The 17,931-nt window shown below is 40.2% G+C and carries 15 protein-coding genes and 1 tRNA gene; 9 read left to right on the forward strand and 7 right to left on the reverse strand.

The window, feature by feature from the left end:
- The first annotated feature begins 7 nt into the window (after window positions 1-7).
- The 6 genes from AOC03_RS01005 to AOC03_RS01030 all read left to right on the forward strand — a co-directional run bounded on the left by AOC03_RS01005 (window position 8) and on the right by AOC03_RS01030 (window position 4,372).
- Entirely contained in the window at window positions 8-604 is a 597-nt protein-coding gene (locus tag AOC03_RS01005; protein ID WP_062533197.1) for a PepSY domain-containing protein, read from the forward strand.
- Window positions 597-923 carry a hypothetical protein gene (locus AOC03_RS01010; RefSeq protein WP_062533198.1) on the forward strand — a complete coding sequence of 109 codons (327 nt, stop codon included), beginning with the start codon at window positions 597-599 and terminating at the stop codon, window positions 921-923. The genes AOC03_RS01005 and AOC03_RS01010 overlap by 8 nt, the downstream gene beginning before the upstream one ends.
- Window positions 924-979: 56 nt before the next feature.
- Window positions 980-2,128, forward strand: a complete 1,149-nt coding sequence (locus AOC03_RS01015) for an FAD:protein FMN transferase (RefSeq protein WP_062533199.1) — start codon at window positions 980-982, stop codon at window positions 2,126-2,128.
- Between the two features lie 2 nt (window positions 2,129-2,130).
- Window positions 2,131-2,802 carry a hypothetical protein gene (locus tag AOC03_RS01020; RefSeq protein ID WP_062533200.1) on the forward strand — a complete coding sequence of 224 codons (672 nt, stop codon included), beginning with the start codon at window positions 2,131-2,133 and terminating at the stop codon, window positions 2,800-2,802.
- 96 nt (window positions 2,803-2,898) lie between these two features.
- Complete coding sequence (locus AOC03_RS01025; protein ID WP_062533201.1) at window positions 2,899-3,597, forward strand: VIT1/CCC1 transporter family protein; 699 nt, start codon at window positions 2,899-2,901, stop codon at window positions 3,595-3,597.
- A gap of 166 nt (window positions 3,598-3,763) precedes the next feature.
- Window positions 3,764-4,372 (forward strand): DedA family protein, encoded by a 609-nt coding sequence (locus AOC03_RS01030; RefSeq protein WP_062533202.1) that lies wholly within the window; start codon window positions 3,764-3,766, stop codon window positions 4,370-4,372.
- Between the two features lie 163 nt (window positions 4,373-4,535).
- Here AOC03_RS01030 and AOC03_RS01035 read toward each other — a convergent pair whose 3' ends face one another.
- Window positions 4,536-5,081 carry a DUF2058 domain-containing protein gene (locus tag AOC03_RS01035; protein WP_062533203.1) on the reverse strand — a complete coding sequence of 182 codons (546 nt, stop codon included), beginning with the start codon at window positions 5,079-5,081 and terminating at the stop codon, window positions 4,536-4,538.
- 350 nt (window positions 5,082-5,431) lie between these two features.
- On the opposite strand from AOC03_RS01035, the gene AOC03_RS01040 reads away from it, so the two are divergent.
- Together AOC03_RS01040 and AOC03_RS01045 are read left to right on the forward strand one after the other, a co-directional pair.
- Window positions 5,432-5,875, forward strand: a complete 444-nt coding sequence (locus tag AOC03_RS01040; RefSeq protein ID WP_227514257.1) for a PACE efflux transporter — start codon at window positions 5,432-5,434, stop codon at window positions 5,873-5,875.
- A 332-nt stretch (window positions 5,876-6,207) separates the two neighbouring features.
- Window positions 6,208-7,890 carry an NAD-dependent malic enzyme gene (locus tag AOC03_RS01045; protein WP_062533205.1) on the forward strand — a complete coding sequence of 561 codons (1,683 nt, stop codon included), beginning with the start codon at window positions 6,208-6,210 and terminating at the stop codon, window positions 7,888-7,890.
- A gap of 999 nt (window positions 7,891-8,889) precedes the next feature.
- On the opposite strand, the gene cas2 is transcribed toward AOC03_RS01045, so the two are convergent.
- The 6 genes from cas2 to AOC03_RS01075 all read right to left on the reverse strand — a co-directional run bounded on the left by cas2 (window position 8,890) and on the right by AOC03_RS01075 (window position 13,140).
- On the reverse strand, window positions 8,890-9,180 hold the full coding sequence (gene cas2, locus AOC03_RS01050) for a CRISPR-associated endonuclease Cas2 (protein WP_062533206.1): 291 nt from the start codon (window positions 9,178-9,180) through the stop codon (window positions 8,890-8,892).
- Between the two features lie 50 nt (window positions 9,181-9,230).
- Complete coding sequence (cas1, locus tag AOC03_RS01055; RefSeq protein WP_084785727.1) at window positions 9,231-9,902, reverse strand: CRISPR-associated endonuclease Cas1; 672 nt, start codon at window positions 9,900-9,902, stop codon at window positions 9,231-9,233.
- A 49-nt stretch (window positions 9,903-9,951) separates the two neighbouring features.
- On the reverse strand, window positions 9,952-10,260 hold the full coding sequence (csx16, locus tag AOC03_RS01060; protein ID WP_062533208.1) for a CRISPR-associated protein Csx16: 309 nt from the start codon (window positions 10,258-10,260) through the stop codon (window positions 9,952-9,954).
- 1,377 nt (window positions 10,261-11,637) lie between these two features.
- Window positions 11,638-11,710, reverse strand: a tRNA-Arg gene (locus AOC03_RS01065).
- A gap of 63 nt (window positions 11,711-11,773) precedes the next feature.
- Window positions 11,774-12,511, reverse strand: coding sequence for a hypothetical protein (locus tag AOC03_RS01070; RefSeq protein ID WP_227514258.1), 738 nt, complete (start codon window positions 12,509-12,511; stop codon window positions 11,774-11,776).
- A 116-nt stretch (window positions 12,512-12,627) separates the two neighbouring features.
- The gene (locus AOC03_RS01075; RefSeq protein ID WP_062533210.1) at window positions 12,628-13,140 is read right to left on the reverse strand and encodes a hypothetical protein; all 513 of its coding nucleotides are present in this window, start codon (window positions 13,138-13,140) and stop codon (window positions 12,628-12,630) included.
- Between the two features lie 423 nt (window positions 13,141-13,563).
- Here AOC03_RS01075 and AOC03_RS01080 point away from each other — a divergent pair, with 423 nt between their 5' ends.
- Window positions 13,564-17,925, forward strand: coding sequence for an exodeoxyribonuclease V subunit gamma (locus AOC03_RS01080; protein WP_062533211.1), 4,362 nt, complete (start codon window positions 13,564-13,566; stop codon window positions 17,923-17,925).
- The last annotated feature ends 6 nt before the right edge of the window (window positions 17,926-17,931 follow it).

The following is a 17,931-nucleotide window of genomic DNA, read 5'->3' on the forward strand; positions in this document are numbered from 1 at the left end:
ACATATTATGAGCTTACCTCTATTAAAACCCTTATTATTGACTGTCGGTGCGACTTCCTTGGTGTTTTTTGGTGGCGTCATCGCTTTATCTGTCCAATCGCCTGAGCCAACGAACACTGTATCAGCCTCCAATATTATTGCTCAAAAAGGCGATAATACATCAACTGCTTCTGAATTATCGTCATTTAAAGCCGTCACCAATCCTCTTTCTCAATCTGCCCAAACCTCATCTCTTGCGGCACTGACTGCTGAGCAAGCAATAGCGTTTGCCAAACAAGATGCTCCTGATGCGATATTGCAGGCTACCCCAGAACTTATCAACTATAACGGTGCAGTCGCTTATGAGGTGATATTAGACAGTGGTGCCACTTATGTTGATGCCAATCTTGGTGCTGTGCTTAATCCCGTTGGCTCTAATCAAAGCAATCCTTTTGGCAGTGAGTATGATGGTTATAAAGATAAGCACCACGACGATAAACATGATGACAAACATAAAAGGGACAAACACCACAGCAAAAAACACGATGACAAGCATGATAAAGAAAGTGGTCGTTTAATCACCACAAGCTATCAGCTACAAGATGAGGATAACTACGATGACTAATATCAAATCACATCCGACCCAAGCTGGTAATAAACCCCCTAACCAGACGGCTAAAAAAGCAGACCCTTTTGCTAGCCTTAAAAGCAGCATTATGATTGTCTCAATTGCAGGCACTATGGGAGGGTGGTTACTACTCCTCAATCAAGAAACCGACACTACGCCTGTTAATACTGCCATGTTAAGTGCGGTTGCTCTTGAAGGTAGTGAGAGTGCTATTGAGCCGATGCCAATTGTTGATATCAGCCAATTACGACAGGTCAACGAAGTAGCACCTGTCGAACCGATAGCCGTCGTCGCCCGTACGCGCTCTTCTCGATAAATGAGAAAGGAATAACGGTTGTTGAACATAGGTTTTGGAGACTGCGGAGGTTTCAAATGAAAATAAATGCACCCAATAAAAATATACCTGAACTGGTGAGTTTTAACATACTAGCGATGGGATGTCAGATTCAAGTTAATTTAAATATCACCAGCCTAAGCCTGTTGTGCTCAAAGATTGAAATAGAGCAACACACTGCTTTACTGGCAAGTGATGTTCAGCAGAAACTGACGTACTGGGAGCATATATTCAGCCGTTTTGATGACAGCAGCGAGCTGATGCGACTTAATAATCATACTGATCAATGGAGGGATGTCAGTGCGGAATTGTTCGAGGTATTGCAACGTGCTATTCAGTTTGTGCCAAAAACTCAAGGATTGGTAACACCGACTTTACTCCAATCTTTGTGGGCCGCGGGCTATAAGCATTCATTTGAGACGTTACCAAAACTATCCATGCCAACCGTACCTGTTATTGACCCAAGCGCCACATTAAATATTAACTCAACTGCCAAAGAAAGTTTTCAAGATACACCTGTAGTCAACTACGACAATCAGAATATAGAACGTATTCAACTTCGCCGATTAGCTGATGGACAATATCAAGTCTATCTTCCAGCAGGTATGGCGTTGGATTTGAATGGTTACGTCAAAGGCTGGTGCGCCATGCAGTTGGCTGAATATATTAGCCAAATTCACGATTGGCAAATTCCCTGTTTGGTAGATATGGGTGGAGATATAGCGATTGGTATGCCTAAACATCAAGGCACAGATGTTGCGATTACCCCGATTGCTTGGGGAGTGGCTATCGCGAAACCTTATATTATTGACAGTAAGCAAAAGCAAGTTCACGATGATGAAGATGTCGCAATCCTTAAAATTAGATCAGGCGCTGTCGCTACCTCTGGGCAAGACTATCGGCGCTGGTGGTATGACGGTCGTTGGCAGCACCATCTAATTCATCCTCATTATTCTCGCCCCGTAACAAGCGATGTGCTGACCGCAACCGTACTGGCTACGGACACGATGACAGCGGAGGTATATGCTAAATACTGTGTGATGCTCGGTCTTAAAGCAGCGATGGCATGGCTTAACAAAAATCATATTGCAGCGCTGTTAATTGATTTTGATAACAAAGTGATGGCGACCTCTGCTCTTGATCCATATTTAGTCAAACCAAACTTGATTGCTAGCATAGGAGCATAATTATGAACATTAATAATCCTACCAACAGTCAAACTGTTTTCAGAACAAATCTTCTGACTCAAACTTTATGGATTGGATTAATTTTGAGCATTGCTAGTTATGCGCTATTAATGTGGGGAGAAACCGTTTCTCAACTGCTAACCGCCACAGATAAGAACTTTTGGTATTTGTCACGCGCAAGTGGGTTTATCGCCTATACTTTATTTTGGTTGGCAGTGGTTTTTGGATTATTGCTAAGTACACGTTTAGGTAAGCATTTTAATGCCGCACGAGTATTTGCCTTACATCAATATTTAAGTCTGATTGCAGTGGGCTTCGCTGCTTTTCACGCCGGTGTTTTGTTAGCAGATAATTTCTTAAATCTGAATTTATGGCAAGTTTTACTACCCTTTGGTTTTCAGACTGAGCGTGTAGGTGTTGCGCTAGGGCAATTAGGGTTTTGGCTATTGTTTATCTGTGCCTTTAGCTTTTATATTAAGAAATATATTGGACAATCAGCATGGCGCTGGCTGCACTTTTTAACCTTTTTTGCTTATATGTTTATTAGTATTCATGTCTTTATGGTGGGCTCAGACAGTCGCGCATTGCCTTTATTACTATTTTATGCCAGTAGTCAGACGTTGGTTTTTTTACTAATGACTTATCGACTAGTTGCGCTAAGACAAGCCAAATAACCATATGTTGAACGGTATGAATTTGCATGAAATAGATTAAAATTATAGGCTACACTGATATATTCAAATTTATGTCTACACGGTTCGAGGGTATCTATGCACCATTCTATTCATGACGAAGTTCATTTAAGCAATCGTAATCATTGGTTAAGGGCGGCAGTGCTGGGCGCAAATGATGGGCTGATTTCCACTTCCAGTTTATTAGTTGGTATCGCTGCGGCAAGTCCAAGCAGTCAGACCTTGCTATTGACAGGGATGGCAGCATTAACAGCCGGCGCTTTATCAATGGCGGCAGGCGAGTATATCTCTGTATCGTCACAAGCAGATACCGAAAAAGCTGATTTGGATAAAGAGTTGTATGAGCTGACTAATAACGCTGAGCGTGAACTTTTTGAGCTGACCAAAATTTATGAGGCAAGGGGACTGGATCACGTATTGGCTCATCAAGTTGCGGTAGCTTTGACCGAGCATGATGCTCTTGAAGCGCATGCTAGAGATGAGATAGGCTTGAACGATCTCAGCCAAGCTAAGCCGATTCATGCGTCAGTTGCCTCCGCATTATCGTTCATTGTTGGCGCTATTTTACCCGTTATCGGAATTTTGATATTACCAGCGCAAACACTGGTATGGTCACTGGCATCTTTGACCGTAGTCGGCTTGATTTTGCTTGGAATAATATCTGCTCGCTTAGGCGGCGCGCCTGTTATTCCCGCGACGGCTCGAGTCGTCATTTGGGGTGTCTTAGCGATGGTAGCAACATCATTGATTGGACGTTTATTTGGTGTGGCGGTTTAAAATACATTCTATTTATAAAAACTATTAAATAGATTCATGTAATCTTCACACTATTTTAATATCAATCTAAGTATCATAAGACTGTCAAAATTTGATGTTTGTTTTTATATATTCATTAAATTTCATTCCATAAAAAAAGCAAATAATTATCTATCGAGGCGTCGCAATGAACCAAATCAGTGAGTGGGTGCTGATTATTATGGAAAAATTTGGCTATCTCGGCATTATATTTGCCATGTTTGCCGAAAACGTTTTTCCGCCGATACCCTCAGAACTGATTATGCCAGCGGCAGGTTTTGCGGTAGCAAGAGGTGATTTAAATTTAATAATGGTCATATTGGCAGGGACGCTTGGCTCCGTTTTGGGAGCACTGCCATTATATTATTTGGGACGTATATTTAATAAAGAGCGTTTGATTATATTTACTGAAAAATATGGCAAGTATGTGTTTGTTAAACCTGAAGATATACTGTCTTCCAACGATTGGTTTAATAAACATGGTAAGAAAGCAGTATTTTTTGGCAGAATGGTGCCCGGTATCCGCTCGCTGATATCTATTCCTGCGGGTATGAATCAGATGCCCATGCTTTCTTTTTTGGCATTAACGGCGTTAGGATCAAGCATTTGGACGACGTTATTGACGCTGGCAGGCTATCACTTTGGTAAAAATTATGAGCTGATTGAGACGATACTTGCGCCATACTCGAAAATTTTTCTATTATTGGCTGTCGTTATTATTATCGGTTGGTTGGTTAAACGCCGACTGTTTCATTAGTCTGCTATTGATAACATCCACTATAAAAATTCTCTGATTCATCTGTTAAATATAAACCACTCAGCTAAAACAAAAACCCTTCACAGATCACATTCTATGAAGGGTTTTTAATTTAGTGAGCGTATAAGCAGAAAAAGTGAAAAATCATCACTTTTCAAAAACACTACCACATTAAATCATCTGGAATCACATAGGCGGCATAAGGGTCGTCATCTGCTAGCTCAACCTCTAGTTTATCGTTAGACACCACCATAAAACCTTCCATCTTCGCATTGATACGGTCTGCTAAGGGACGAGGAAGTAGGGCATAGGTCAGCGTTTGGTTTTCTTCCAACCGTGCAATAACGACATGACCAGCCACTATTTGATCATATAGTTTTTGAGTAATATTGATTTTTTTTACTTTAGAGTGATCAACAAACTGATAACTGACTTCACCATTTGTATCCGTAATCTGATGTTGTTTAATCATCTGAATGATATTGGCGGTCAGCATTTTCTGTTCTAAGATTTGTTGTTTTTCTTGATTAAGCTGTTGATCCTTTTCTATTTTTTTGGCTTGGGCGGCAGCCAACGCTTTTTTAGCTTCTATATTTTCTGCATCGCCCGTTCGCTTGGCATGCTGAGACTGTTTGCTTAAGAGTTTGGCTTTTTTGCTATCAACCAATCCCGCTTTTAAAAGTTGAGCCTGTAGGGCGTTTTTGGTCATAATCCAATCACCGAAATAATGAAGCCTAAATCATAAAGTTTAGGTTATAAAATCTAAAAAATACATGGTAGCAAATTTTGCTAGGAACTGTCATCTATTAAGCCACGTAACAGTGGATAAAGGCTCTGACCTGTAGCAAGCAAAAGCAACGCTGTAAGAATAAATGAGCTGCGACTATACTTGCTGTTATGCTTATTTTTAATTGAAGTTATGAATGGTTAATAGGGCTATTTTATGTATAATATAGTAGCAGGCGGAAACCGTGGCTCTGTATTTGAATGATATTTTTCTATCTCGGGACGGACCGATACTTCATACTTATCATGCATTTATGTGCTTTGGAGTTTTGGTTGATTACTTTATCCCCGCTGAAACGTCGTCTGGTCTATGTGACTATTTTTGAAATTATTGCTATTATTTCTTCGACCTTTGTGCTCATGCTATTAAGTGATAGCGATGCTGCAGCATCATTACCGGTTGCAGTGATGGTATCCGTTGTAGCGGTGGCTTGGAATTTTATTTATAATACAGGATTTGAGGCTTGGGAACGTCGCCGAATGCTGGCGCAGCGTACCTTAATCATACGCAGTATTCATGCGTTAGGTTTTGAGGGCGGATTGTTCTTAATTTGTTTGCCGTTATATATGGTGTGGTATGATGTTAGCCTGACAAAGGCATTTACGATGGAGGCAGTATTATTGCTGTTCTTTTTGGTTTATACTTTTGTTTTTACCTTGATTTTTGACAAGATATTCACGCTACCCTATCAATACAAGACGGTATCAGCGTCTTAATCTGTAATGATGGGCGCTAATAGTTGTGTTGATACGTGTATTGATACTATTATACTTCGCTAGTTGCTTCTCGTTATACTCAAGTTCACTATATTAGTACTCTCGCTGATGGCAGTATACCTTGTCTGATAATCATAGCGACACATAAACTCGTTCTTCAATACGCCCCAAAATTTCGTTATGGGCGCGTTATCAAACCTCAGTATTTAGCACCTTACTTAAATGCAATACTAAATAAGAAAAAGATGCTGATGCTATGTATAATACAGCCCTGTAACATATGGCACGAGTAAATTTTTTCATTCATACTCCTTTAATAAGAAGATTTTTTTATGCAAAATAAACGTCCATTATATATTCCCTTTGCTGGACCAGCACTTTTAGAGACCCCTTTATTAAATAAGGGCAGCGCTTTTTCATTAGAAGAACGTGATAGCTTTAATTTAACCGGTTTATTACCCCATAACATTGAGACGATTGAAGAGCAATCATTACGCGCTTATCATCAACTTCGCTCATTTACGAGTGATATCGATAAGCATATTTATCTACGTAATATTCAAGATACCAATGAGACGTTATTTCATCATTTGATTGAGCAGCATATTGAAGAAGTGATGCCGCTCATCTATACCCCAACCGTTGGACAAGCTTGTGAAAAGTTCTCACAAATTTATCGCCGTAAACGTGGTTTGTTTATCTCTTATCCTGAACGCCACAAAATCGATGACATGCTACAAAATGCCACTAAACAAAAAGTGAAAGTAATCGTTGTCACCGATGGTGAGCGTATCTTGGGCTTAGGTGACCAAGGTATTGGCGGCATGGGCATTCCAATTGGTAAATTGGCGTTGTATACGGCTTGTGGCGGTATTAGCCCAGCTTATTGTCTACCGATTTTATTAGATGTTGGTACTAATAATCAGCAGTTACTTGATGACCCTATGTATATGGGTTGGAGAAATCCACGTATTTCTGGTGATGAATATAATGAATTTGTAGACTTGTTTATTCAAGCCGTTAAACGTCGCTGGCCAGAAGTTTTATTACAATTTGAAGATTTTGCACAAGAGAACGCGACCCCATTATTAAATAGATATCGCGATCAATTATGTTGCTTCAATGATGATATTCAAGGCACTGCTGCTGTTTCAGTCGGTACATTGATTGCTGCGTGTTTAAATAAAGGTCAAAAACTTAGTGAGCAAAGAATAGCATTTTTAGGTGCAGGTTCAGCGGGTTGTGGTATCGCTGAGCATATTGTTCGCCAAATGCAGCGTGAAGGGTTAACGGAAGAGCAGGCACGTAAACAGGTATTTATGGTTGATCGTTATGGTCTGCTAACTGATGATATGACAGAACTACAAGCATTCCAAAAACCATTAGTACAAAAAAAATCAGATCTTGAAAGTTGGGATAAGAGTCAAGAGTTCAGTTTATTGCAAGTGGTTAAACAAGCGAAAATAACGGTACTATTCGGCGTAAGCGGGCAAAAAGGTCTATTTACACAAGAGATAGTCGAAGCCTTATGTGTTAATACTGAAAATCCAATTGTATTACCGCTTTCAAACCCAACATCTCGTATTGAAGCCACGCCACAAGAAGTGACTAACTGGAGTAAAGGCAAGGCAATTGTTGCGACAGGTAGTCCTTTCCCTGATACGACTTTTGAAGGTCAATCTTTCGAGGTTTCTCAGTGTAATAATAGCTATATCTTCCCAGGTATTGGCTTAGGTGTTTTAGCATCACGTGCGAAGGGTATCAGCGATAATATGTTGACGGCGGCAAGCCAAGCACTTGCAGATATCTCAATCGAGTATGAAAAAGCACCCGGTGCAATATTACCGCCTATTAAATTCATTAGAGAGATCAGTGAAAAAATAGCCTATGCAGTTGCACTACAGGCGGTAGAAGATAAATTAGCATTACCTGTAACGGCAGAAAATTTAGAACGTCGCTTGAGTTCTAATTTCTGGCTACCTAAATACCGTAGCTATCGTCGTACTTCTTTCTAACGGTTAGAAAATACGTATAAGAAAGCCGAATGTTACGATTAAACGTAGCATTCGGCTTTTTTTATTACATTAGTTTCATAAGAGAGACAGCTTTGCTAGAAACTATAGAAGATGTGCTAATAATATTGTGCTAAGGGTGTTGGGAGAATTGAGGTAATGCGAGGTTGTGTCTAAATACTATGGTTGGTGCGCCTACAGAGCATCGACCAGATAGTTAAAAGCCTTTAATGGCATGGTTTATATAATTATTCATATTATTTTTAACAACAAATTTAACAACTTGTAGAAAGCTATCAATTTAGCATCCCATCAATATAATAAATTCAGTTAATAAAAAAGCCGTCTATCACTGATAGACGGCTTTTTTGATATGCAATTTTTCACGCTTTGCTTGAGCACAGCTTTGGGCTTCGGATGACTGTCTCCCACATGCTAATCCTCTAGAAAATCCTATTTAAAGGATTTTCTCTTGCGAGACTAGAAAAGTAGCACTTTTTTTAAACGTCTCTCACCTTAGGAGTCAGGGAGCATTTTATACCTTATGGCAATCTTCGGTGTTGTTAACAAAGCAGCGTCTTAATCCCTTAGGAATCAGGGAGCGTTTCAGACGTTTCAGATTTTTAATTGGGATGCTTTGAATTGTCTTAATCCCTTAGGAATCAGGGAGCGTTTCAGACTGTACAATTATTTTTATTATCAATAAAATCAACTACTTACATTAGGTCATTTAACCAACAAAAGTACTGAACATTAGTTGGTGACATTTTAACCAATTTTTAGAGGTTGATTGTACAAATAATGAGCAATTATGGGTCTAAAACGTTAAATAGTGACGACTATCTTCATCAGATAAAGTCTGAAAACGCCCTGATTAACAGGGGTAATGCTATAAACATTACCGCCGATATGATAGCCGATGTTTACAGGGAGTGCAATAGATAGTGAATCACTCAGTGGCTATGGCGAGATGGTTTGACTGTTTGACTGTTTGACAGCCATTTATAACTTTAGTTGTCCACGCTCACTGAACATCATAATATCATCATTATGTTTGCCTATGACGAATGCTTGCTCGAGCGGCTCAACTTCATAAATACGCAGGTCATCATCGGTTGGGTGAATAATCTGCTGCATGGTGATGATAAAGGCATCCATGCGCTGACGAGTCATGGTGCCATAATAGATAGAATACTGGAGCTGAAAAAAATGACTGCTCACCGTTCTCTGGAGCCGTTGCAGTCTTTTATTATTACTGATGTCATAAGCGATGATAAAACAGATTTTCGACATAATTTCCCATTTTATAAGTGAAGAAAATTAATTTTAGAAAAAGTGATTTTTTAAGTCATAGGCAGTTGACTTATAAATGATAAATTGGGTTCTTTGACAGTAAGGTCTTTATGAAAGTGATAGCTATTAAGTCGGCGTTGCCATATCCAAACGTGGTTCAGCGCATTTTTACTTAAGCCTGCACGGATAGCAGCAAAGGCTTGGTAATACTTGGCACGTCCAGACTTTAATAACTTACAAGGATAACCAGTGGCGCTCGAGAAGCCAAAGTCATCAAGGGTTAAGATATTTTGCTCAAACAGTTGCCACACCCAAAAGTCAATACTGGCGCGCTGCAACTCTGTAAAGTCGCACGCTAAAGACTGGCGACCGTAGCTTGGGCTGTGTAGCACGCCATGATAGGGGTCAAAACCAATGCTATAGACGGCTTGTTGGCAGATATGCTGTAGTAGAGTATACGATAGCGACAGCACCACATTGACAGGGTCAGTTGGCGGACGCCTATTACGGCTATTAAATTGCAAATTATCGGCAAAAAACTGCTGATAAGCATTAAAATAAAGTGCTGAACCAATGCCTTCTGTACCTAGAATACTGGCGACTGGATATTGTGGCAGCCAACTGTGGTAATGGAAAGTTTGGCTTTTGGTATGAGCATGATTACGAGTATGGGTATTGCAATTAATGTTGCTATTAACATCAATAAACGCAGTGTTTAGCAGCTATAAAGTAGCTATTAAACACTTTTTAAGTAACCATTAAAAATTGCAGTTATAAGGCGTTAGAATTCCCACGCAGTACTACGTACTCTTCGAGCTTTGCATCGAGCTTGGATAGCTGCTCTGCGCTCAGCTCCACACCGCGCAGCTGTTCTGGGATATAGAGGCTCAGATGCCAGTAAGTCACGCCATGGTCTGCTAGGTCTGCCACGATATTAATCGGTAACGACCCCACTACCACATCGCCTGCCGATAGTGCCTCATAATTCGCCAAATGCGTCAGATGCTCATCGTAGTGATGACCCATGTGTCTCATCCAGTCCACAGCGCCTTGATGACGACTGACTAAGTATATGCTCATAGCCTCTCCTATTAAAATAACGTCAGTTCTGCTTTGACTGCCTTTGTCATGAGTGGCGATTATACGGACTATAGCGAGAGAAATAGACTATCACAAGCTTGTTAGCATGCTGCTCAAATTAATCTTGCCTCGATAGACAACATCCATTACTATAGAGCAGATAATTGCTAAAGCAGTTATTCCCTGCTTATTAGGGTTGCTTTCAGACTGAATCTGACGAAGATTAAGCTCGCTATTTAACATTTCAGACGTATAATTGATTATTTTTTAACCAATCGGCCCTTAAAAATTGGTTAAAATGTCACCAACTAATGTGCTGCACTTTTGTTGGTTAAAATGGGTGGTGTAAGCTATTGATTTTATTAACAATAAAAATAATTGTACAGTTTGAAAGCCTCCCTGATTATTAAGGGATTAAGACTCTAAATATTTGCCATTACTGATAGTATGTAAGATGTCTAAAAGCCTCCCTGATTATTAAGGGATTAAGACATCACAAGTTCTAGATTAGAAAGAGTTTCTACAGTCTGAAAGCCTCCCTGATTATTAAGGGATTAAGACTAATAATATCCTATGATATAATTAGTAAGTTGTAGTCTGAAAGTCTCCCTGATTATTAAGGTGAGCGCGGATAAGTAAGTGTCCAGTGGACAGTTACCCGAAGCGCAAGGCGCAGAGCTGTGCTCGAGAAAAGCGTTAAAAATTGCATGTCAGAAATTATAGATTTTCTCTTGCGTCGGGATAAAGCAGTGCTTTATTATTTCCCTCCTCATCCCTGATTATTAAGGGATTAAGACACCATTAAGTTGCGGTAATCGTCGGTCGCTAGCTGTCTGAAAGCCTCCCTGATTATTAAAATGCTTAAGCACAGCATCAGCCATAAAAAAAAGACACAGCATTATTGTTGTGTCTTTTTTTTATGGGTCATTTTTTATAAATAAGATTTGAGCGTATTGTCAGCGAAGATATTTGAGTCAACAAGGTCTCTATCTTTTTACTACGAAATGGATTAATAAATGAAAATTCGTTGGTTGATATTGTCGACTGTTATCATTCCTTATCAAACCCCGATATTAACAACATCACCTAAGAAAAGTAAATTTTTTACCTTAGCCCTCAGTCATTTTATATGGTTTATCAGCTGGTTTTGCTTGGTTAACTTGAGTATGAGTTAAAGGCTGCTTGGCTTTTGCCATTATTTTATGGTATCCATTTCAATTAATTTTTGTCTGTACCGTGAATAGTACCGCATTAATTAAGGTATGCAAGGGCTCTTTATGGGTTTTTAAAGGAAAGTAAGGTTATCGTTAGATAATAAAAAACCCCACAACCAAAGGGCTATGGGGTTCTAAAGTGAACTAAAAACGTATTTATGAGTGCGCCCACCAAGACTCGAACTCGGATCGATCGCTTAGGAGGCAATTGCTCTATCCTGTTGAGCTATAGGCGCGTTATAGGCTGTCATTGTAAAAAAATATGATTATAAATGCAATGCATAGCAGATAATTAAGCGTTATTTACCATTACTAAGCGCCTCAGCAATCTTTACTGAGGGTTGTCCAGTAGCATTTTTAGTGCGAGATGAGGGATTGAATAAATCATCCACGCTGTTTTTATAACCATCGATATTGTCATATTTATATTTACTTAACACGTCTTGCCCTGCGCTAGAGAGTAAGAAATTACGGAAACTCACGGCGATAGGGTTATCCGTTAAAATGACCCCATCTACTGCTTGTTTGCCTTTTAAAGCATAGCTAAAAGAAGCTAAATTACGTATTTCATTATTATTAGTTTCAGCGTTTATATTGATGCTGTGTTTATTATCTTGCTCTATAGCATTGGTATTAACCTGCTTTTTATTACGTTTGTTTTGAGCATCATCAAGCACAGTTTGTAGGGCAGATAATTGAGTTTGGTCAATATTTTTATCAGTCATAATGATGTCAGCATTCATAAAAGAGTCCGGTTGATGATTAGACATACTGGTATCTGGTAAGTCGAGTAAAGATTGAGTCGGCACGTAACGGGCTAAGACTTGCACGTTAGGGTGACGTGACTCAAATACTGTAATGACATCATCTAGTGCCGCTTGGAGTTTTTCTTCTGCTTGCAACTGTAAAATACTGGCAGGAATTGCATTTATGTCGTCCTCAAGCTCGTTAGCCAACTGTTGATTTTCGCTGTTCATAATGGGCAATGGATCTGCATTTTTACGATTACTGCTCCATAGCCAAATAAAAATTCCCATTAAAACAATCAATAGCAGTATGATTATCCCAGCCAAAAGCCGCTTGTAATTTTTCATATATGACAGCTCGTTTCTTAAAAACCATTTCGTTGATGATTCATATTATTTTAATGGGGTTAAGTATTAGATTGCCTGACTTCATCCGCTAAATCTGCCAGCATACCAGTGAAGATATCGATAGTTTCAGTCTCTTTATCGTTAGTAGGAGATTTATTGGTTTGAGGTGCGCTTATTTTGTGCATAGTATTGTGGTTTAAGTCGTCAGCCTCGATAACAGCACTATCACCATTGCCATCAGCATTTAACGGAGATTGAGAGGGAGTAGGTTGGTCTTTAATCCAACTAAATCCATTGGTATCCCACCAGGATTCAAACTGAAGTAAGGTACTACCATGTAATGAAGTAGGGAGATTAAGGGTATACAGTTTTTTAGCTAACACGGCATCATGAATGAGTTGACAATGACTCAGATGCAGCTCGCTCGGGCTGTCAGTATAGGGTTGTCGCCGCTGCCATGCTGCATTATTAATACTCATTCGTGGCAGTTGCCATAGCACGCCACGGTAATAGACAACATATAATCGTCGCTTTGGGTGAACAAAAATAGCATCAATCGGGCGCAGTGGCATAATAGGTATTTATCTCATTCATAAAAAAGGGTTAAACGACTTTCGCTATCTAATAGTATGCAATTAGCTTTTTATTGATAGTTATTCAATTTATAAGCAGTCAAGAAGATGCGCGACACTATTTGTCGTAAGTTAATGCACGCCGACTTCGCGCACTGGTAAAGCATTAGTATCAATGGCAAACTATGACGCTGCTAGACATTCGCTGCTTGATAAGCTTTCATTAAGGCTAATCATAATTCTAGCAGAAATATAAAAAAAGATATGACATTTAAACATAGATGGGGCAGTACTGCTGATAGCTTTATGAGTATTAAACTATAAAATGCCGTTAGTGCCTTAATATCAAATATATCAAAAAAATTACCTTACACGTTATACCTTGCTCTCTTTTTCTTTATTGCCACCATTAGATGATTATTTATGTTTACAATTATTCAATCCCACCGTACCGAAATTTTGGTTGAGCAATTACTCAGCGCTTATAAATCTAAAAACCAGCCGATTTTCGAAGAGTTTATCGTGATTGTGCCGTCAATGGTATTGGGGGAGTGGCTAGATAAGTCTATCGCCAGTCAAGCGGGCATTAGTACGTTGGTTACGACGACGTTTTGGGGGCAGTATCAATGGACGTTGATGCAAAAAGTGTTGGCTGAATATAATACTTGGTTAGAAACTATGCCGTCAGCACAAGACATACTGACGGTACCAGAAGTGGCGGTATTGACTGGCTCGGTGATGCAGTGGCGTCTGTTTGGATATTTTACTTATTATCAAACAGAGATTATGGCGAACGACGCGCATCCTTTATATCCTTTACTGTCCGCATTATTAGATGGGGATGCCGACCGCAGTCAACAGGATATCCGGCTATGGTCGCTTGCTACCGACTTTTCACGTGTATTTAGTCGTTACTTGAACCATCGAGAAGCGTGGTTAGATTTATGGTCGGACAATAAAGCGGTAGATGTAGAAGCTATGGTAGCGGCTAAAGATGAGCTGACCATAGCGTTCGATAAGTACGCTGGCAAGACACCTGATTGGTTGGTTGCTCATTATACCGAGCTTGAAGCGGCACAACGACATTTATGGCATCTACTATTTGCCGCAGTTTACAAGCATCGTGCCGCTATTGAGACACGATTTTGGCAGATTATGTCAGGTGAGGTAAACAATACTGAAATCAATCTTCAAGCACTATTGCCAAGCCACTTACACATTTTTACGATTCAGCAGTTGCCGCAAAACGAGTTAGATTTTTTGCAGCGTTTATCGAAATATATTGATATTACCTTATTACATTACAATCCTTCACAGCTGTTTTGGGCAGATATCGTTGATAAGCAGTGGTTACAGCGGCAGCAGGTGATTAACCCTGAAAGTGTGTTTTTACGGGATTATGGGCATACCTTGCTGTCACGCTTGGGTAAGCAATCGCGTGAGACTTTTGCGATGCTGGCAAGTCTATCGGGTAACGAGCAGCATGAGGGCTTTGAGCTGCAATGGCATGATAGATTCGATGTTAGTGATAATATTAACCTTGCTTTTGATAGCCACACGGAATCAGCGTCGTCTTTAAGTTTGCTCGCGCATTTGCAGCAAGACGTGCTCATGCTCGATGAAAGTGCCACCCAACAAGCCACGGCAGGGCGAGTCAGTGCCGCGTTAGGGGCACAAATGGCGCTTGATTTAGATGATGATACTAATAATATAAATAGCCTAAGTAAAAATAAAGCTGACAACAAAAAAAAACCAAAAAATATAGAACCATCAGAAAACCAATGGTATAGCGACGATGTACTCGCAAGTAAATATAATGAACAACCACGGCAGTGGCAGTTATCACAATATGATAATAGCCTAAGTATTCATTCATGCCATAATTTACAACGCCAACTTGAAATATTACGCAGCATGATTGGACGCTGGCTAAATGAGCCTATTACAAAAGGCAAAAAACGTCATCTATCCGATATCGTTGTACTATTACCTGACGTCGACCGTCATCATGACTTAATCACCTCGGTCTTTGTAAATGGTAAAGGTCAGGATGGTTTAACCTTACCCGCAAAAATTACGGGTGTGGTAGATAAGTCTATTCGCCAATTATGGGAAGCCATCAGTGGGTTTTATGGTCTACTGGGTAGTGAAACCGCGCGTTTTGAATCAGCTGAGGTACTAGATTGGTTAATGTTGCCACCGCTATATGAAAGTCTTGGATTGACTCATGAACAAATGCGCCGCGGCTGTGATTTATTAGAACAAGCTGGTTTTGTCCGTGGCTTTGATGAGGCACATTTGCAATACAGCTTACATACGCAAGATTATGATTATCGTTTTAGCTTTGCCTATGCGCTTGATCAGATTGCCTTGGGTTTGATTATGCCTGAAGCGGGTATTAGTGATTGCTTATATCCAGATAATTGGAAAGAGGATGTGCTTGCCGAAAAAACGGTACCCATTTCATCAATAAGTTTGGGAGATGCACCTATTGTTGAGGCACTTTGTCGTGTTCACGCAGGGCTAAATGCTTGTCGCTATGAATACCAAGCGCGCTATAAGGCTGAAGATTGGCTGAATCGTATTGAAAGCAATATTATCCATCTCTATTTTGGCGCGCTTGATCAAACGCGTCCTATGCGCGCTATTTTTAATGCGATGAATGGCTTTAAAAGTAGTCTACGCGCTAACCGTCATTATCAGCGTTATCATGCGGACAGCAAAAATGACGTCAATATTGCTAATGATGACGTGCTAGCCGTCGGGCAGGTCGAAGCCAAGCTATCACAAGTCAGTACCTTGCCATTAAAACTGAGTTTTATGCTTGATAGTATCGAGGACGAATTAGAAAGCCAACAAGTCAGTGCCGAGCCTACGGGCGTCATTACTTTTGGGCGTTTTGGCGCACTGCGTAACGTGCCTTTTGGCTTAGTCGTCATGCTCAATATGGACTTGTCTGAGTTTCCCAATCGTGATCGGGATAACCGTTATGATTTAATGAAAGCAGGCTTGGCAAAACGCGGCGATCGATTCAGTGAAGATGATGACAATGGCGCATTTTTGGATGCCTTACTGTGCGCCCGCAATGCCTGCTGGATTTTTTATAATGGTCAACGCTTGACGGATACCCATGAGCATCTGCCTGCCAATCCGGTTAGCGAACTATTACAGTTCCTACAAGGAGAGATACAATGGCAATGGGATCCACTCAAAAATGCGCAAAAATCATTCAATATAGATAATAACTTAAACAGCAGTGCTATTAATGATAATAACGCGGCATTAACGGCACAAGTGCAACGTTATCTGCCTAAGCTTATTGAGCAGTGGTTGGTTACGCGTCATCCAGCATTACCTTTTGCTGAAGAAGTGTTTATAACGTCAGAAATATTAAGCACGCAAGCCGCCACTGATTCAGCAGAGGTATCTGAACAAAATTTCATGCAAATGTTAGAGCGTGCGATGCAAGGCGAAAAGCTCAATCAAAAACAAACCAATGCTCCCGCAAAAGTCTGGCAAGATGTCTTTGAACATCTACAAGCACGAGATGTCGAGAATAACCAGCAGCCCATTAAAGTCAATCTGCCCACTAAAGCGGACTATGCGGTAATTGCTCAGCGCATTCAACCAAACAATGATACGAATAACGATACCGACGAGAATTTTGATGTTGCTCATATTGATATGCAGTACTTATATCTACAGGTTCGCCATCCGGCAAGGTATTTCTTAAAAGAACAGCAAGTTCATATCGTATTGCCCGCTGAAGATACCGTGTATCAAGAGCCGCTATCGCTATCCAGTTTAGATGCTTATACTGTTAATGCACAACTGCTTAGTGGTTTGTACACAGCTACAAACGATAATTCTGTTGTTAATGAGAATACCAATCAGCAGGCAGCGCCAATAAATCGTCTATTATACGATCCTGTTATGCCTGCAGGGGTTGCACGCCAATCTACTCTAAATTATCAACAACTTAAAATCACCGAGCAGTGCCGTGAGTTTTCTGAAGAATTATCGTCAATGGGTATTCAGGTTAATAGACACTTTACCCTTGATGCTGACGATATTGATATTGAAAGCGCAGAAATTTGTCTCACATTATTAACCCCATGTGCAGAAAAAATGATTAGCGTTGATGCCGCTGATATGAATATTCAAGGTCAGATAAATATTAAAGGCTCAGTGCCTTTAGCGTTATCAGCAGAGAAGTTGTCAGCAGAAAAATCTCCTGAATTATGGCTCAATATCTTGCCGAATGGCGCGCGTACACAACATTTATTACGCTTTTGGCTAGCACACGTTTATTGGCAAGTAGCGCGACGTACCACCGAAGCGCAAGTTACTGCTAATGATGGTAGAAGTATTTGGCGCTTTAATAAACCCAGCACGGAACATGCAAAATATAAAGGTAAGACGACTTTTTCGTTAGCACCTATTGCTTATGAGACTGCGTTGGCTGAATTGCTTAAATGGATTAGATTTGCCCAAATTGCAGGTAGTACACCTATGACAATATTGCCGATGTACGCCATTACTTATCTTGATAAGGTCAGTGACGCTCAAAGGAAAGAGAGTGTATATCAGCCTAAGCGCGGTGATTTCGACAGTTGGTTATGGTCAGGTTATAACAGTGATATGACTTATGATACCTGCTCGCAGCATGAGTTATGGCAGTATATTTTGCAAAAACAAGATGGCTTTACAGCGTTAACCGATGCCTTGCCAGTGTTAGCACAGCCTTTATTTGGGGCAATGAATACTGCCTTAATGCCACTATAGTTTTTA

This window comes from Psychrobacter urativorans (assembly GCF_001298525.1).
Lineage (GTDB): Bacteria > Pseudomonadota > Gammaproteobacteria > Pseudomonadales > Moraxellaceae > Psychrobacter > Psychrobacter urativorans_A.

Bases quoted from the DNA above. Each gene is read 5' to 3' on its own strand.
- AOC03_RS01005 (WP_062533197.1), top strand. From the start codon at position 8: ATGAGCTTACCTCTATTAAAACCCTTATTATTGACTGTCGGTGCGACT.
- AOC03_RS01010 (WP_062533198.1), top strand. From the start codon at position 597: ATGACTAATATCAAATCACATCCGACCCAAGCTGGTAATAAACCCCCT.
- AOC03_RS01015 (WP_062533199.1), top strand. From the start codon at position 980: ATGAAAATAAATGCACCCAATAAAAATATACCTGAACTGGTGAGTTTT.
- AOC03_RS01020 (WP_062533200.1), top strand. From the start codon at position 2,131: ATGAACATTAATAATCCTACCAACAGTCAAACTGTTTTCAGAACAAAT.
- AOC03_RS01025 (WP_062533201.1), top strand. From the start codon at position 2,899: ATGCACCATTCTATTCATGACGAAGTTCATTTAAGCAATCGTAATCAT.
- AOC03_RS01030 (WP_062533202.1), top strand. From the start codon at position 3,764: ATGAACCAAATCAGTGAGTGGGTGCTGATTATTATGGAAAAATTTGGC.
- AOC03_RS01035 (WP_062533203.1), bottom strand. From the start codon at position 5,081: ATGACCAAAAACGCCCTACAGGCTCAACTTTTAAAAGCGGGATTGGTT.
- AOC03_RS01045 (WP_062533205.1), top strand. From the start codon at position 6,208: ATGCAAAATAAACGTCCATTATATATTCCCTTTGCTGGACCAGCACTT.
- cas2 (WP_062533206.1), bottom strand. From the start codon at position 9,180: ATGTCGAAAATCTGTTTTATCATCGCTTATGACATCAGTAATAATAAA.
- csx16 (WP_062533208.1), bottom strand. From the start codon at position 10,260: ATGAGCATATACTTAGTCAGTCGTCATCAAGGCGCTGTGGACTGGATG.
- AOC03_RS01070 (WP_227514258.1), bottom strand. From the start codon at position 12,511: ATGGGAATTTTTATTTGGCTATGGAGCAGTAATCGTAAAAATGCAGAT.
- AOC03_RS01075 (WP_062533210.1), bottom strand. From the start codon at position 13,140: ATGCCACTGCGCCCGATTGATGCTATTTTTGTTCACCCAAAGCGACGA.
- AOC03_RS01080 (WP_062533211.1), top strand. From the start codon at position 13,564: ATGTTTACAATTATTCAATCCCACCGTACCGAAATTTTGGTTGAGCAA.